Source organism: Treponema sp. SP13 (assembly GCF_050938355.1).
Taxonomy (GTDB): domain Bacteria; phylum Spirochaetota; class Spirochaetia; order Treponematales; family Treponemataceae; genus Treponema_D; species Treponema_D socranskii.
The window spans coordinates 279,803-297,011 of the sequence record NZ_JADOVM010000002.1 but is presented as its reverse complement, the minus strand read 5'-3'; the positions used below and the strand labels follow the sequence as shown (position 1 = coordinate 297,011).

The 17,209-nt window shown below is 45.8% G+C and carries 15 protein-coding genes; 12 read left to right on the top strand and 3 right to left on the bottom strand.

Features of this window, described 5'->3' with window-relative positions; genetic code table 11:
* The first annotated feature begins 152 nt into the window (after positions 1–152).
* From IZU26_RS05500 to IZU26_RS05455, 10 genes are all read left to right on the top strand, one after another.
* Entirely contained in the window at positions 153–869 is a 717-nt protein-coding gene (locus IZU26_RS05500; protein WP_433277393.1) for a FadR/GntR family transcriptional regulator, read from the top strand.
* Between the two features lie 243 nt (positions 870–1,112).
* Positions 1,113–1,934, top strand: coding sequence for a transketolase (locus tag IZU26_RS05495; protein WP_433277391.1), 822 nt, complete (start codon positions 1,113–1,115; stop codon positions 1,932–1,934).
* Entirely contained in the window at positions 1,931–2,878 is a 948-nt protein-coding gene (locus IZU26_RS05490; RefSeq protein WP_433277389.1) for a transketolase family protein, read from the top strand. The genes IZU26_RS05495 and IZU26_RS05490 overlap by 4 nt, the downstream gene beginning before the upstream one ends.
* 1 nt (position 2,879) lies before the next feature.
* Positions 2,880–3,737: a phosphogluconate dehydrogenase C-terminal domain-containing protein gene (locus IZU26_RS05485; RefSeq protein WP_433277387.1), complete on the top strand. Its 858-nt coding sequence runs from the start codon at positions 2,880–2,882 to the stop codon at positions 3,735–3,737.
* Between the two features lie 28 nt (positions 3,738–3,765).
* Positions 3,766–4,818 carry an ABC transporter substrate-binding protein gene (locus IZU26_RS05480; RefSeq protein ID WP_433277385.1) on the top strand — a complete coding sequence of 351 codons (1,053 nt, stop codon included), beginning with the start codon at positions 3,766–3,768 and terminating at the stop codon, positions 4,816–4,818.
* A gap of 94 nt (positions 4,819–4,912) precedes the next feature.
* Positions 4,913–7,369: an ATP-binding cassette domain-containing protein gene (locus IZU26_RS05475; protein WP_433277383.1), complete on the top strand. Its 2,457-nt coding sequence runs from the start codon at positions 4,913–4,915 to the stop codon at positions 7,367–7,369.
* Between the two features lie 5 nt (positions 7,370–7,374).
* A complete protein-coding gene (locus IZU26_RS05470; protein WP_433277381.1) occupies positions 7,375–8,328 on the top strand; it encodes an ABC transporter permease in 954 nt (317 codons plus the stop codon).
* A 46-nt stretch (positions 8,329–8,374) separates the two neighbouring features.
* Positions 8,375–9,136: an amidohydrolase family protein gene (locus IZU26_RS05465; protein ID WP_433277379.1), complete on the top strand. Its 762-nt coding sequence runs from the start codon at positions 8,375–8,377 to the stop codon at positions 9,134–9,136.
* 35 nt (positions 9,137–9,171) lie between these two features.
* Positions 9,172–10,122, top strand: a complete 951-nt coding sequence (locus IZU26_RS05460) for a D-2-hydroxyacid dehydrogenase (protein WP_433277377.1) — start codon at positions 9,172–9,174, stop codon at positions 10,120–10,122.
* 121 nt (positions 10,123–10,243) lie between these two features.
* Positions 10,244–11,698 carry a monomeric [FeFe] hydrogenase gene (locus IZU26_RS05455; RefSeq protein ID WP_385972848.1) on the top strand — a complete coding sequence of 485 codons (1,455 nt, stop codon included), beginning with the start codon at positions 10,244–10,246 and terminating at the stop codon, positions 11,696–11,698.
* Between the two features lie 39 nt (positions 11,699–11,737).
* Here IZU26_RS05455 and IZU26_RS05450 read toward each other — a convergent pair whose 3' ends face one another.
* The 3 genes from IZU26_RS05450 to IZU26_RS05440 all read right to left on the bottom strand — a co-directional run bounded on the left by IZU26_RS05450 (position 11,738) and on the right by IZU26_RS05440 (position 14,236).
* Positions 11,738–12,232 carry a deoxycytidylate deaminase gene (locus tag IZU26_RS05450; protein WP_205076224.1) on the bottom strand — a complete coding sequence of 165 codons (495 nt, stop codon included), beginning with the start codon at positions 12,230–12,232 and terminating at the stop codon, positions 11,738–11,740.
* 5 nt (positions 12,233–12,237) lie between these two features.
* Entirely contained in the window at positions 12,238–13,530 is a 1,293-nt protein-coding gene (locus IZU26_RS05445; protein WP_433277375.1) for an NCS2 family permease, read from the bottom strand.
* 253 nt (positions 13,531–13,783) lie between these two features.
* The gene (locus IZU26_RS05440; protein ID WP_021331494.1) at positions 13,784–14,236 is read right to left on the bottom strand and encodes a YegP family protein; all 453 of its coding nucleotides are present in this window, start codon (positions 14,234–14,236) and stop codon (positions 13,784–13,786) included.
* Between the two features lie 144 nt (positions 14,237–14,380).
* Between IZU26_RS05440 and IZU26_RS05435 the strand changes: the two genes are divergently transcribed.
* Together IZU26_RS05435 and IZU26_RS05430 are read left to right on the top strand one after the other, a co-directional pair.
* A complete protein-coding gene (locus tag IZU26_RS05435) occupies positions 14,381–16,102 on the top strand; it encodes a malolactic enzyme (RefSeq protein WP_433277373.1) in 1,722 nt (573 codons plus the stop codon).
* Between the two features lie 55 nt (positions 16,103–16,157).
* Positions 16,158–17,108: an AEC family transporter gene (locus IZU26_RS05430; protein WP_433277371.1), complete on the top strand. Its 951-nt coding sequence runs from the start codon at positions 16,158–16,160 to the stop codon at positions 17,106–17,108.
* Positions 17,109–17,209 lie beyond the last annotated feature (101 nt).

Below are 17,209 nucleotides of genomic sequence, written 5' to 3'. Positions count from 1 at the left end.
TGCTTGTATATAATCATGGTACGGATACGGCGCTGTAAGACATCTGATGTTTTTACTATGTACAAAACATACGGTATTTGTAGAAGAATTCATGGATTCGCGTCTGTCTCCGTTGTACACTGTCGGTTTAGACAGCAATCAGGAGTTCGGGCATGGAATCATTGTTTAAAACGCAAAAGAGAAGGTCAACGGTCGATATTGTAATTGATGAAATTAAAAAACTTTTGATGGAAAAAAAATTGCTGCCCGGACAAAAAATTCCGAGCGAAGCGCAGATTTCCGAAGGGCTCGGGGTAAGCAGAGGTTCCGTCCGTGAAGCCATGAAAGTGCTCTCCGCCTATGGTGTTGTCGAAATCAAGCCCGGTGACGGTACATATATCGCGCACTATTCAAAAGGATCATCGGTCAATCCGCTGTTATTTGATTTTCTGTTATACGGACCCGATCTCTATGAATTGACCGAGTTTCGAGATGCAATTGAGATTACCATAATCGAAGTTATCATAAAAAATTATGATAAAAATGCTTCTGAACGCGAAAAACTTTATAAAAATCTTGAACAATTGAAACGATTGATCGAAAAGAGTGCGGATATCGGTGCTTTTGTAAAAAATGATTTGGAATTTCACCATTTGTTAGGTCAGGCCAGCTGCAATCATTTACTCCAAAAGGTATATGAGTTTGTGTTGGAAATTTATGCTCCGACAATTTGGAATACGCATCGCAACCAACAAAAAGGCGAACAGTCTTATTCCGTCCATTCGCAAATCGTAGATGCGATCAAGCAAAATAATATCGATATTGCACGAGGAGCCGTCAATCGATCTGTCTATGTTTGGGCGAATTTACAAACAAAAAAAGATACATAAAAGAAGATACGAGTTTTAAAATACGTCTTTTATAGCGCGATACTATACTTCAAAACACTGCAGATAAATCCAATGTACGTCCGAACGACGTTTTTTTGTTTTTTATATTCAAATTTCATTTTTTTCCACCAAAATACGGATTTTGTATTTTTTTGAAAAATAATTGTTGACAGAGCATAAAACCCGTGTTAGAATCAGTTAGACATCAAATGTAGGATGTTTGATGTCTAACAGGAGGCGGCAATGAACTCAACGGAGTTGAAAAGAATTGCAGACCGGCTGCGATTGGAAGCTATACGTATGGTCTATGAAGGCAAAGACGGTCATCCCGGCCCTGCGTTATCGATTGCAGATATTGTAGCGACTTTATATTTCGACGCGATGCATATTGATGCCGCAAATCCGCAATGGGAAGATCGTGACAGATTTATTCTTTCAAAAGGGCATGCGTGTCCGATTTGGTATGCCGCATTGAATGAAAAAGGCTATTTCGGTAAACGTATTGAACATTTCAATTTGCGGGCGTTGGGGAGCGATTTCCAGGGGCATCCGGTCATGAATAAAACTTCCGGCGTGGATATGACAAGCGGTTCTTTAGGTAACGGGATTGCGATCGGAGCGGGAATGGCTTTTGCGGGGAAGCGACTGAAGAAAAGCTATTTTGTTTATGTCATTGTCGGCGACGGCGAATTGCAGGAAGGAGTTGCGTGGGAAGGCATAAATTTTGCAGCTGCACGAAACTTGGATAATATCGTGGTGTTCGTCGATAAAAACGGCTGGCAAAGCGGCGGTACCGTCAATGATGTTATAGGCGCAAATAATATTCGGGAACGCTTTGCAAGTTTTTGCTGGGATGTCCAGGAAATCGACGGACACAATATCGATGAAATCAAGCAGGCGATAATAAAAGCAAAAGAAAACGAAGGAAAACCTCATGTGATTGTTTGCAACGACGTAAAAGGAAAAGGGGTAGATTTTATGGAAAACGATAATGCATGGCACAAAGGAGTGCCCTCGGAAGAGCAATATCGAAAAGCAGTTGATCGATTGGGAGGCGCATTATGAGAAAGTTTTCCGGTACAAGGGAGGCGTTTGCTGCCGCGATGCTGGATATGGCAGATGAAAATAAAAACGTCTATTTCGTTTCAGCCGATTCCTTAAAGGCGATGCGCGCCGTACCCTTCGCCGAACGATATCCGGATCGATATGTCGAAGTCGGAATTGCGGAACAGGCCAGCGTAGATGTCGCCGCCGGCTTGGCAAGCTGCGGGCTTGTTCCGTTTGTCGGTACATATGCGGGATTTTTGACGATGCGAGCGTGTGAACAGATGAGAACATTCGTTGCGTATCCTCACTTGAATGTAAAGTTCGTGGGAATCAACGCCGGATTGATCGGCGGTGAACGGGAAGGAGTTACTCATCAATTTTATGAAGATCTTGGAATTCTATCAAGCATACCCGGCTTTGCAATTTATACGCCTGCCGACGCAATCCAAACGTATTGGGCGGTTAGATATGCCTATGAAACGGAAGGACCGGTTTATGTGAGAGCTGCGAGCGGAAGAGAAGCCGATGTGTATGACATACATTCCACGTTCGATCCGGACGGACTCACTGTTTTAAAATCCTACGGTTCGGATTATGTAATTTTCGCTTCGGGGTTCATTATGGATAGGGTCATTGCCGCCGCCGATACATTGCACGCGGAAGGCATCGACGTCACGGTTGCCGACGTCAATATCTTATACGGAAAAAATCCCTATAAAATATTGGATCGGATAAAAAAGGCGAAAATTTTGTTTACCGTCGAAGATCATAACATAAACGGAGGTTTGGGATCATATATTTGCCATCTGGTATGTGAACACGATCCGAAACCGGTACACAGAATAGGTTTAAAAAGTTTCGGTGAATCCGGACCGGCAGCGGCACTGGCTGATCATTATGGGTTCGGTTCCGATAACATCGCGATGACGATAAAGAGTCACATCAAAAGTAAGGAGGCATAGCATGGGTAAATTAAAAGTAGCAGTTATCGGTGCCGGAGGAAAAATGGGGGTACGTACAAGTACCAATCTGGCAAAAGTCAGCGACTACGATCTATATCTCGTTGAAAGCGGCGATAAGGGATTGCAGTCGATCAAAGATCGCGGTTTTACTCCGTACAAAGCCGAAGATATTGTTCCTAAAGTTGAAGTCGTTGTATTGGCAGTACCCGATACACTTATCAATGTCGTGTCAAAAGATATTGTTAAGCTTATGTCTCCCGGTGCGGGTTTGTTAATTCTTGATCCTGCGGCAGCCGTTGCAAAAGAACTCGCTTTACGCGATGACTGTACGTTCGGTGTCGTACATCCGTGTCATCCTTCGTATTTTATCGATCAGGATTCATACGAGGCACGCCATGATTATTTCGGCGGGCAAGGAGGAAAGCAAGACATCGTCATGGCGAAAATTCAAGGCGATGACAACAGGTTTGCACAGTTGCGTACCGTAGCCGAAAAGATGTTCGCTCCCGTTGTTAACAGTTATGTTATGGATGCCAGAAGTATCGCATTCCTTGAGCCTACATTGGTTGAATTACTGGGTGCAACGTGTTTGTATGCGATGGCGGAAACTGTCAAAGAAGCGGAAAGACGGGGTATCCAAAAAGAAGCCGCCGTTTCTTTTCTGTCCGGACACATTTATAACCTCACAGCGAATTTTCTCGGCTTTTTAGGAAATACGCAGGTATCCGATGCGTGCAAAGTTGCAATAAGTCTTGGAAATAAATTGGTCCTTCGTGACGATTGGAAAAAGATATGGGATGACGATATCCTTGACAAAGTGATCGCGACGATGTTGCATCCGAACAATCCGAAGATTTGATAGGTGAGAGAAAAAGAGGAGGTATACGATGAAAAAGAGTATTGTATTTGCGTTGACGCTGAGCATGGCGATAACGGTTGCCTTTGCGACAGGAGTACAGGATACGAACGGGAACGCTAAAAATGTGACTTTCAACGGTGAGCTTCAACAAGGTAAGTACGTAATCGGCTTATCGAATTCGTATTTCGGCAATACGTGGCGAAAACAGATGGTAGAAGCGTTTTCCAATGCCGCCGAAGAGGCAAAAAAAGCCGGTTATATTTCGAATTATCAAATTCAAAACGGTGACGGAACGGTTAACGCCCAGATAGCTCAAATCAACAGTTTTATTCTCGCCGGTGTCGATGCTATTGCCATCTGTGCCGCTTCCCCGACTGCGCTCAACAGCACGATTCAAAAAGCCTTGGATAAAGGTATCACCGTTGTCGCTTTCGATTCTATTGTCAATCTTGACGGTGTATATACTATGGATTATCCGTGGGAACAGATCGGTGCGGCAAGTACCGACTATATCGCGGAACAATTGAACGGTAAAGGAAATGTTGTCGTTGTGCGCGGTGTTTCCGGAGCCGCTCCCGATAAGGGTATCTATGCCGGAATCCAAAAGGCAATAAAGAAATATCCTAATTTGAAGATTATCCAGGAAGTGATCGGAGAAGCAAGCGCAACGAAAACGCAAGAAGAGTTAATCAAAGTTCTTCCTTCGTTACCGCAAGTTGATGCCGTTATTACTCATTGCGGCGGCGACGCCATCGGTGCTGTACATGCCTTTGAGCAGTCCGGTCGCAAGATGCCTATTATTATCGGGGATAATACTGCCGAATTCATCAACTGGTGGGAAAAGCAAGCAGGCTATAAGACTTTAAGTCAGGGGTCAACTCCCGGTTGCGGCGGTGCCGCATTTTGGACGGCGTTGTATGTTCTCAACGGCTTCGACGTTCCCAAAAAAATGATGCTGGGTGTACCGAGAGTAAAGATCGATAATTTAAACGATTATAAAGGAATGAAGGCAGGTACTTTTATTTCTCCCGATTTTTCAAAAGAATACGTTCTTGAAGATATTATCAACGCAGCAAAATAATTTGAAAAATTGATATTCATGGGGCTGTCCCGAAAGAAAGGGCAGCCTCATAATCGATTGTTTTTTTGAAACCGACACGGCAAAAAGAGGCGATATGGTGAATACGAATACCCAAAGTAAATCATTAGATCAAGAAGTATTGATCGAAGCGCAAAACTTGCGAAAAACTTTCGGACATACGATAGCTGTGAGCGCTTTGGACATCGTCGTCTACAAAGGGGAAGTGTTGGCCTTAGTCGGCGCAAACGGTGCCGGAAAAAGTACATTGAAGAATCTTTTTTGCGGTAAATTCCCTCCCGATTGCGGAACCTTAGTCGTTGACGGACGACAAATCGATTTTTCGCATTATTCGCCGTATATCGCAAAACAATGCGGTATTCGGGTGGTTCATCAAGAATTATCATTATGCAAAAATCTCACTGTATACGAAAATTTTTTTGTTGAAAACGGTCAAGCATTTAGAAAACAGTCCGGAAAATGGCGGACGAAAGCACGAGCTTTGTCTTCACAAGCCTTAAAAAAAGTATTTCCCGCTAATAAAATCAATGTAGATGCCGTTTTAGGCTCTCTCACGATCGCCCAACAACAGATGGTTGAAATTGCGAGAGCGTTTTGCGACGAGCATGCCAAACTTATCATTCTCGACGAACCGACGTCTTCGCTTCCTATCGAAGAAACCGAACAGTTGTTGCGCTATATCAAGGATTCCGTCAATTCCGGAATTTCTTATATTTTCGTTTCGCATCGATTACAAGAAGTAATGGATATTGCGGATCGAGTTTTTATCATGCAAAACGGCAAAGAAAAATATCAGTGCGATATTTCGTCAACAAGTATCGATGACATGGTTAATAGGATGGGAGACGAAATTGTCGAAAAAGCGCCTCGCTGCATTTCTTCGGAAAAGCCTAAAATAAATTCCGATATTTGCGTGTCTTTTAAACATTATACGACGGAAGCTTTAAAAGATGTGACGTGCGAAATGTACGGCGGTCAGATAGTCGGTGTTGCGGGACTGGAAGGAAACGGGCAACTTGAATTTTTGCAGGAGATATTTTTCAACTCGTCAAAAAAACGCGGAAAGGATGCTTTGACGATAAACGGTAACGTTGCCTATGTTGCGGGGGACAGAAAAAAGGAAGGCCTGTTTCCCCTCTGGTCGATTTCGGATAATACTATTATTACCGATATTGCCCGTAAGGTTCTCTGTTCGATTTTTTCCAATGCCTATGCCGACGGACTCGTTTCCAAATGGAATGACCGACTGAAAACCAAATGCAACTCATACACTGATGTCATCACGAATCTTAGCGGCGGTAATCAGCAAAAGGTCCTCATCGCTCGAGCTTTGGCTTCCGACGCGGATATCATTCTTCTCGATGATCCGACGAAAGGCGTAGACGTCAAAACGAAAGAGGAACTCTATGGGATATTTCAAGAAGCCGCCTGCAACGGGAAGTTGATAATATGGAGATCCTCAGACGATGCTGAACTTGCATATTGCTCTCATCTGTTCGTATTAGGCTCTGGAAAAATCATTGGAAGTTATACGCAAGACCAATTCCAGCATACGGATATGCTCAAACTTACCTTTGACGATGTTGCAAAAAATAAAGATACGGTTCATACCGCAAAAAAGAAATACAATAGCCTGTTTCTGTTTTCGCTGATCGCGTCGATCGTGCTCTATGGTTTGTGCGGTGTTATGTCTCCTGCGGTTTTTTCCAAATTCGGTTTTGAATTGCTTGCAGTCGGTTTTACACCGTTTGTTTTAGGAGCGCTCGCACAGACATTTTTGATCGGTTTAGGACATATCGATCTCGGCATGGGCGCGTTTATGGGGTTGGTCAACGTAGTATGTGCTACGCTTTTATATGACAAGCCGATTGTCGGATTTTCGGTATTAGGCGCTCTTCTCGCCGCGTATTCGATGATGGGACTTTTGGTTTGCTGGCGGACTATTCCGCCGATCATTATTACACTCAGTATGTCGTTCGTTTGGACGGGGCTTGCCTATGTATTGCAGGATGTCCCGGGAGGAACCGTTCCTGCATGGATGATCAATTTCTTTAATTTCAATAATCCGATTTTACAAGGTGTTGTCATTTGGCTGATAGTATTCATAGCGTTGGCCGTAGTAATTTATAGATCCCGATACGGTACGGTTATGCGGGGATTCGGAAACAATGAAAGTGCCATGGTCAACAGCGGGTGGTCGCGTTATACCGCATATTGGATTACGTATTTGATAGCCGGTTGTTTTGCAATAATGGGCGGAATTGCCGAATCCGCAATTATAGCCGCATCCGATATAAATGCTATGTCTACCTATACGCTTTTAACCGTTGCGGCAGTAATTATCGGCGGCGGCTATTTTTCCGGCGGTGTCGTAACGCATATCGGTGCCGTATTGGGAAGCGTCGTACTCACTTTTGTAAGTATTTTGCTCGGCTTGCTTCGTGTCAGTACCGATTATACTGCGACAATCCAAGGCGTGGTATTGATATTGATTTTATCCTTACGATTGTTTCAAAAGGAAAAAATACAATGAATGCAATGATAGATATAAAAAGCTATATTAAGCGTAACAACTGGATTTGGGCGGCATTCGGCTCTCTTTTACTTTGGTTGATTATGGGGCTGTATTCCGGTAAATTGAACGCCGAAAGTTTTATTTCCAATGCCTATGCCGCTTCGTATCTGACCTTATTGGCTTTCGGACAAATGCTTGTTATTACTTCCGGTCGAGGGGCGATTGACCTGTCGATTCCCGGAGTATTGACACTGACGGCATTTGTTTCGATGCGTATCATAAACGGTGTAAACAGCAATATCCCTGCTGCACTATGCGTTGTTTTTGCTCTGTCCGTATTGATTGGAATCTTAAACAGCTTACTTGTAATCTATATGCGTATTCCTGCCATTATTGCAACCATGGCGATGAATTACATCTTGACGACTGCGGCGCTGCTGATCAACAGAAAGTTTTCGATTTTTGCAATCGCTCCCGTATTACAGGCGGTTACCAGAAACCGTTTGTTTGGAATTCCCTACATGCTGTATTTTACCCTATTGCTTGCTGTTTTGTTGTACTTACTGCTCAATAAATCTCCGTATGGAAAATCCTTATGCGCTATCGGACAGAATTATACGGCAGCGAAATTGGCGGGTATCAAAGTCGTACGGGTCGAGATGTTAACCTATATTTTCAGCAGTGTTTTTGCCGGTGTGTCCGGCATGTTGATTTCTGCACGAGTCGGCGGCGCATTGCTTGGTATGGGTGACGCATATACTATGGAATCCGTTGCGAGTGTCGTAGTCGGAGGAACATTGATTTCAGGAGGGAAAGCGAGTATTCCCGGTACATTGGTCGGGTGTTTTTTTCTCGGGATCATAGTAACTGCTATGCAATTACTCGGTATGTCAGTCGGTGCGCAAAGAATTGCAAAAGGTCTTATTATCATTTTTGTCGTTTTTATCGGGACATTTCAAAACTTGGAAGAAGAATGACGTATGGAATACGGTATGTATATACGAATAAAGCAAGGAGGAAACCATGAATAACGAAAATGTAATTATCGATGTCCATGCGCATCTGGGAGAAGACGTAGTATTCGATGAAACGTTAAATGAATCGCAGTTGATCGATGCATATGAACGGAACGGTGTGTTCGGCGGAATCGTACAGCCTTATTTACCTCGTCCGTATATTGAAGATCACAGAAAAATCCATGATAGAATTTATGAGCTTACAAAATCGGCAAAAAAACGGTTTTGGGGCATGGCTTCAATTAATCCTCATTTTACCGAACAGGACTATTATGACGAAGCGGAGCGATGTATTAAAAAACTCGGATTTGTCGGAATAAAGATTACTCCGATCGGACATGCGACGCATCCTTCCTCAAAAGACGCATTATTTGTGTGGGAAACCTGTAGAAAATTGGGGGTGCCGCTCATGATTCATACCGGTGCCGGAATCCCTTTTGCCGATCCTATCAGCGTTGTCCCTGCTTTGGAAAAATATCCGGATGTTCCGTGTGTGTTGGCGCACGCGGGTTCTGAAATGCATAATCAGCAGGCGACATATATCGCCGCGAAATTTGATAATGTATTTCTTGAACCGAGTTGGGTGGGCGTACTTGGGGTACAGAATATGATCAAAAAAGTCGGCTGTTCGAAAATCCTTTTTTCTTCAGACAATATATATAATATACCCGTTGAAATGGCAAAATACAGATCGTTGTTGAAAAAAGAGGAAGATCTGGAGCGGGTGTTCTACAAAAATGCCGTTGAAATTTATTCCTTAAAGATATGATATGCCTCGCGAAAGCGTAGTGTTAGAGGTGTTTTATGAAAATTGTAATTCTTGACGGGTATACCGAAAATCCGGGAGATCTCAGCTGGGATGGATTCCGTGCCGTCGGTGAAACGGTTGTATATGATCGTACTGAAGAATCGGAAATTCTCAATCGAATCGGCGATGCCGAAATCGTTATTACCAATAAGACTCCGTTGAGTAGAGAAACCCTCAAAAAAGCATCCGGCGTTCGATATATCGGTATGCTTGCTACCGGATACAACGTTGTCGATATTGTCGCAGCCAAAGAACAAGGAATTATAGTCTGCAATATTCCAACCTACGGTACAGACGCTGTTGCCCAATTCGTATTTGCATTATTACTGGAAATCGCTCATCACGTCCAACACCATAGCGATGCGGTCAAAGCCGGTCGATGGACGTCTTGTCCTGATTTTTGCTTTTGGGATTATCCTCTCATCGAACTTGCAGGGAAAACGATGGGAATTATCGGATACGGCAGGATCGGACAGGCAACGGCCCGCATCGCCCGGGGATTTGGAATGAATGTCATTGCGTTTGATGAATTTAAAAATCCTCAATTTTCCGATGTGTATGTGACATTTGACACTCTTTTAGCTGAAAGCGATGTCATTGCCTTGCATTGCCCGTTATTCGATAATACGAAAGGGATTATCAATAAAAATTCAATCGCAAAAATGAAAGACGGAGTTATTATCATCAACAATAGCAGAGGCCCATTGATCGTTGAAAAGGATCTCGCTGATGCCTTGAATAGCGGAAAAGTTTATGCGGCCGGTGTTGACGTGGTTTCCGCAGAACCCATCAAAGCGGATAATCCGCTTTTGACAGCGAAGAATTGTTTGATTACGCCGCATATCAGTTGGGCGCCGAAAGAAAGCCGGCAAAGATTGATGGAAATAGCGGTTGACAATCTAAAGAAATTCATGGAAGGACATCCGCAAAATATTGTAAACGGATGATGCCGAATTTTGACAGGGTAATACGAGAGGAGACCGTTTTTTCGTATTCGTTTTCTGGCGCAAACTGTAAAAATATGTTATACTGCCGCGCGTAAACGAACAGCTGCATGAGGGAAAAACGATGCTCAATATCAACAACAACGCTGCAAACGTAAAGCGTGAAATTCTCGTACGTATCGCGCGGCTTCAACTCGACGGCAAACTTGCCGAAGGCGTGCATTATATCCCTCGCGAAATGGCGCCTCTCGACTCGAAATCGATACGCTGCTGTATTTACCACGACAGGGCGATTTTGCGCATGAGAGTCCTTGCCAGGCTCGGCATATCGATCGAAAATTACGACGACGACCGCCCGCTTGCCGAATACGCGAAGGATGCTCTCGAGCGGGATTCTCCGACCTGGCCCATGCTCACCGTTTTGCAAGATGCGTGCAACGCGTGTGTAAAAACGCACTACATGATTACGAACGCGTGTCAGGGCTGTTTTGCGCGCCCGTGCATGATGAACTGTCCGCGCAAAGCGATCACGGTAGACCGGAGAGCGGTTATCGATGAAGCGAAGTGCGTCAACTGCGGGCTGTGCATGCAAAACTGTCCGTATCATGCGGTTATTAAAATTCCCGTACCCTGCGAAGAAGCATGCCCCGTCGGCGCGATCAGCAAAGACGAAACGGGACACGAAAAAATCGATTACGATAAATGTATTTTTTGCGGGCGCTGCATGAGCGAGTGTCCCTTCGGTGCGATGATGGATAAAAGCCAGCTCGTCGACGTTATCAAGCATATTATGCAAAAAAAGCGCCGCGTCGTCGCGCTCTATGCACCGTCGATCGCAGCTCAATTCAAATCCGCTCCCGGTCAGCTCGAAGCGGCGTTTTCGGCTCTGGGCTTCGACGACGTACTCGAAGTCGCGATCGGAGCGGATATCTGCGCGGATAAAGAAGCGAAAGAATTCGAAGAGCGTATGGAGCGGGGTGACGTGCTTATGACGACGTCGTGCTGTTCGGCGTATGTGCGCGCGGTAAATATTCACGTGCCGGCTTTGAAGCCCTGCGTGTCCGAAACGCGAAGCCCCATGCACTACACGGCGGAGATCGCAAAGCAAAAAGATGCCGACTGCGTTACCGTGTTTATCGGTCCCTGCCTTGCAAAGCGGAGGGAGGGTTTCGACGACGATGCGGTCGATTACGTGCTTTCGGTCGAAGAGCTCAGAGCGTTTTTTATCGCAAAAAATATCGATATCGCTTCTCTCCCTGCAAAACTGCCCGATCACATTCCGACGTCGACGGGAAGGGGATTTGCAAAGACGGGCGGGGTAGCGGAAGCGGTGCGGGTGCGTCTGAAAGATCAAAGCATCCTCAAAGCCGCCCAAATCAACGGACTCGACAGAGCCGGTATGAAAAAGCTTGCGACATACGGAATGATAAATCAGGGGAAGATTGCGAAAAACGAAAGCACACCGAACCTTGTCGAAGTGATGGCGTGCGAAAGCGGCTGCATCGGAGGTCCGTCGGTTATCACGAATCCCGGTGTCGCCGAAGGACTGCTTGCCGCTTACGCCAAAGGCGGAACATAAGCGCGCTTCCGATAAAAGCGTATCGATTTGCGAGCGGGGCTACATATTCGTGTAGGTTTGCGTTTTGTCGTTTACGTGTTCGATCGGAATACCCGCCTGTTTGAACATATCGAGTGAATCTTTTTCGTCGTGGTAGTGCATTTCGCATACGACGCGCTTTATGCCGCAGTTGATGATGAGCATGGCGCAGGTTCTGCACGGCGTCATCTTACAGTACACGGTCGCGCCGTCGATCGCGATGCCGCGCTTTGCCGCTTGACAGATCGCATTCTGTTCGGCGTGTACGGTTCTGACGCAGTGCTGTGAAATCGTTCCGTCCGTGTGGATCATTTTCCGCATCAAATGTCCGACGTCGTCGCAGTGGGGAAGCCCCGCAGGGCTTCCGACATAGCCGGTTACGAGAATTTGATTGTCGCGCGCGATGACACAGCCGCTTCTGCCGCGGTCGCAGGTTGCCCTTTTTGCGACCGTGCGGCATACTTCCATAAAATATTCGTCCCAGCTCGGGCGCGCGTATTTTGCTTCGTCTGCCATAGTGTTTACATTGCGTCGAGTACGGTCTTTACAACGAAGACGGCAAAGAGTATCCACGTCAGCGCGGAAATGTCTTTAAACTTGCGCGAAGCGACTTTGCAGACGACGTAGCTCATAACGCCCCATGAAATGCCGGTTGCGATGCTGTACGAAAACGGCATCGTCATGATCGTGATAAAAGCGGGGATGCCTTCGGAAAGATCGGTAAACTCGATATTCGCGGCTGCTCTCATCATCATAAAGCCGACGACGATGAGCGCCGGTGCGGAAGCCGCCGACGGCACGAGTAAAAAGAGCGGACTCAAAAAGAGAGAGGCGAAAAAGATGAGAGCGGTCGTCACCGATGTGAGTCCCGTGCGCCCGCCTTCGGCGACGCCTGCCGTGCTTTCGACAAAGCTCGTTATCGTCGATGTGCCGAGCATTGAACCGACAACCGTTCCGACCGCATCGGCGAGCAGCGCTTCGTTGACGTTTTTGATGTCGCCGTTTTTATCTTTCAAATTGCTCTGTTCGGCGATGCCCATGAGCGTTCCGATCGTGTCGAAAATATCGACAAAGAGGAAGGTAAAAAATACGGTAAAAAATTTCAGTGAAAGCACCGTCGAAAAATCGAACTGAAAGAAAAGCGGAGCTGCCGGAAGTGAGAGGGGGCTGAAGCCCTCGGGTATCTTCGTTACGCCGAAAGGGTAGCCGATGATCGTCGTCAAAATCATGCCGATGATGATCGCGCCTTTTACTTTTAAGCAGAGCAAAACGATCGTGATGACGAGGCCGATGATCGCAACGAGGGCGGCGCCTTTCATCGGCACAAAACCGATGATCGTTCCCGTCTCTCCCGAAACGATGCCGCCGTCATGCAGACCGATGAGCGTGATAAATAAACCGATGCCGACTGCAACCGCTTTTTTTAAGTTTGCCGGAATCGCTTTGATGAGCGCTTGGCGGACTTTAAAAATCGATAAGACGATAAACAAAATGCCTTCGAGAAAAACGGCGGTGAGCGCCGTCTGCCACGAATAGCCCATGCCTAAAACGACGGTAAACGTAAAAAATGCGTTCAGTCCCATGCCCGGTGCGAGGGCTACCGGAAGATTCGCGGTAAATGCCATAACGAGCGTCGCAATGCCCGCCGCAATCGCTGTCGCGGTAAAAACCGAAGCTGCGTTCATGCCCGCCTGCGAAAGGATTGCGGGGTTTACGGCGAGGATATAGGCCATCGCCAAAAAGGTCGTGCAGCCGGCGGTGATTTCCGTGCGAATCGTCGTTCCGCGTTCTTTTAGTTTGAAAAATTTTTCCATTTTTATTAGATCTCCTCAATCTGTTTCAATGCGGCAATCTTGCCGTCTATAATTAATAATTATTTCAGTTGACCGCGTCCGGCATTCCGATCAAAGCTTGCCGTGCGGATACGGTACCGATTAATAAAATTTCAGGCAATGAAAAGGGGCTGTCTCAAAAGGCGTTTGCTTTTTCAACAGCCCGTCGATTCAGAACAAGCCGATAGACTTGCGGTTTTCGAACAGTTCTTTTCCGCTTGCTTTAAGCAGCTGTTTATTTTTTCGATTTACAGCCGCAGCCGGTACACGCGGTTTTTTTCGCTTTTGCCGCCGGCTTTTTGACTTCGGTCTTTTCGACTTTCGTTTCGTCGACGACTTCGGCGCTCTTCGCATTCGTTTTGATCGACTTGATCGCGTTCATGCAGCTTGCGAGCGCTTTGTAACCTTCACCGACGGCGATGATCTGTCCGTTCGTCGCTTTGAGGCGGAAGCGGAATTCGCCGCGCTTGTCTTTATACGTTTCGTACTTTGCGCCTTTGACGTGAACGCTGTTTTTATCTGCAAGGTTTTCGACATCGGATCCCGAATTCCGCTGAACGCTTGCGATACCGTTTTTGCACGCTTTTTTCGTCGTGTACACTTCGGATGTTGCAACGACTTCACCGTTCGACGCGACAAAGTTGAACATAAGTCCGGTCTTTGCCTTTTTGATGATAAATTTGCTCATGGCAATAGTGCCTCCTTTTATCGCGTTTATTATAAAAATAAATCGAGCGCGTGACAAGCTGTCATCGCTTCAGTATTGCCGCGGGACAAAAAGGTACGATGTTCTATTAATCAGCGGAGCACGGGTGCGGATTTTTGTTAATCGATGTTCGACTATACAACACGCTGGACCCGTGTTATACTTTTTGCCGAAACGGATATCCGTAATCCTGTAAATGAAAATCATGGAGGAATCTTTATGGAAAAATATGGGTATGATCTTATCAACGATGCGTTTTTGAACAAGGGAACGGCATTTTCTGTCGAAGAGAGGAAAAAGTATCATCTGGAAGGATTGCTACCGCCGTGTATTGACGATATTAAAACGCAGGCCGACAGAATTTACCGCCAGATGGAACGAAAGAATTCCGGAATAGAAAAAAGAAGATTTCTTATGGATATCTTCAATCACAACCGAACACTTTTCTATTATGTATTTCATGAACACATTGTGGAGCTGATGCCGATTGTTTATGATCCGGTTATCGCGGAAAGTATCGAGCAGTACAGCGAACAGTTTGTCGATACGCAGGGGGCGGCATTTTTGTCGATTGATGCTCCGGAGCAAATTGAAGATACGCTTCGGCATGCCGCAGGCGGAAGACATATCAGACTTATCGTCGCTACAGACGCGGAAGGAATTCTCGGTATCGGCGACTGGGGGACGAACGGCGTTGACATCTCCGTAGGCAAACTGATGGTCTATACTGCCGCCGCAGGAATTGACCCGAAAACAGTGCTGCCGGTTGTACTGGATTGCGGAACAAATAGGCAAACGCTGCTGGACGATCCGCTCTATCTCGGTAATCGCCACAAGAGAATATACGGCGACACATATTACCGCTTTATCGATAAATTTGTAACGACGGCGGAAAAACTTTTCCCCGACTTATACCTTCACTTTGAAGATTTCGGCAGATCGAACGCCGCAAAGGTTTTGCAAACGTATCGGAAGACTTTTCCCGTATTCAACGATGACTGCCAAGGAACCGGTATCATTACGCTTGCGGGAATCCTCGGCGCTATGAAAATCAACGGGCAAAAGCTTACGGAGCAGGTATATCTGTGCTTCGGTGCGGGAACTGCCGGAGCCGGAATTACGGATCGTATTTTTAGGGAAATGGTTGCCGAAGGGCTTTCCGAAGACGAAGCCCGCAGTCATTTTTATATGGTCGATAAGCAAGGACTTTTGTTCGATGACATGGACGATCTGACACCCGAGCAAAAACCGTTTGCGCGGAAGCGCAGCGAATTTGCCGACGCCGTAAATCTTACCTCGCTTACAAAAGCGGTTATGGCGATTCGGCCGACGATTCTTGTGGGAACATCGACAACACCGGGAACCTTTACGGAAGAGATCGTTCGCGCTATGGCGTCATGGTGCGAGCACCCGATTATTTTCCCGCTCAGCAATCCTACGGAACTGGCGGAAGCTACGGCTTCGGATTTGATTCATTGGTCGGACGGCCGCGCCATGGTGGCAACCGGAATTCCTGCCGATTCGGTAGAATACAAGGGCGTTACATACACAATCGGACAGGCGAACAATGCACTTATTTATCCGGGATTGGGCTTAGGCAATATCGCGGTAAATTCAAAACTCGTAACCGATGAAATGATCTCGGCAGCCGCACACTCGCTTGGAGCATTTCTCGAAACCGGTAAGCCCGGAGAGGCGGTTTTACCGCCGGTAGCACGGCTGACGGAATTTTCCGAAGCGGTTGCAGTTGCGGTTGCTTCGTGTGCCATCCGTCAAAAATTAAACCGCGTTGCAACGGATAATGTGGAAAAAACGGTCAAAGCCTGTATCTGGAAACCGGAATATTAAAATACGGGAAAGGTAAGGCTGATACAGAGGCTTATACGGGCAAGCGGCGGCGGTTATGGTAATTGTTGATGTCATAAAAAGCATCGTACCGATTATAATTTTGGTCGTAATCGGATACTTGATTCATCAAAAAAAAAGAATTGATGACGGATTCAATGCGAATGTATCCTATCTTATAATGAACATCGCATTGCCGGCATCCGTTTTTATTTCCGTCACAAAAAACCTGACCGTGTCCGAATTTAAAACTCTTGCGTTTCCTTTGTTAATCGGAGCTGCCGCATTTGCAGTTAATTATGTATTTGCTTTTTTTCTCATGAAGGTTACAAAGATCCCTAAGGGGAGGCGAGGGATATTTGTCAACACCATTGTGAATGCCAATACGATTTTTATCGGAATGCCCTTGAATGAAGCGCTGTTTGGAAAGGCTGCAGTCAAATATTTTCTCGTATATTACGTATTGAACACGATATCAACATGGACGATAGGTTCCATCCTTATTGCGAACGATTCCAAAGCGGACAGCGTTTCCTGCGGAAAAATCAATTTCAAAAAGATTTTATCTCCGCCTATCATCGGATTCATCGTTGCAATCGCCGTTTTATTATCGGGAATTACAATTCCTGCGATGATAACGGACATTTTTACCTATCTCGGGAATCTTGTAACGCCGCTTTCATTGATTTATATCGGAGTTGTTTTATCGAAGGCCGGCTTAAAGAGCATTCATTTCGACAGGGATACCGTGATGGCGCTCCTTGGAAAATTTGTGTTGAGTCCGCTGGTGACGGCATTTATTATATTTGTTTCCGCCGAGACCGGGATGATAATCGACAGCGTTTTGCGCCGGACATTAATTGTTCAAGCTGCTGTACCGGCGTTAACAGTTTTGCCGATATTGGCCGATGAAGGCAAGGGTGACGTTGAGTATGCAACGAACGTTGTGACAACAAGCACCATTTTATTTATCGCGGTGATTCCCGTTGTTATGCTGTTAGTTTCGTGAGGAATTTGTTACTCGTTTCGGATAAAAATGAAGTTAAGGAAAATATTTTCAAATTTCTTATTTGTCAATGCTTTTTTAATTCACCCATTGATACTTTATAT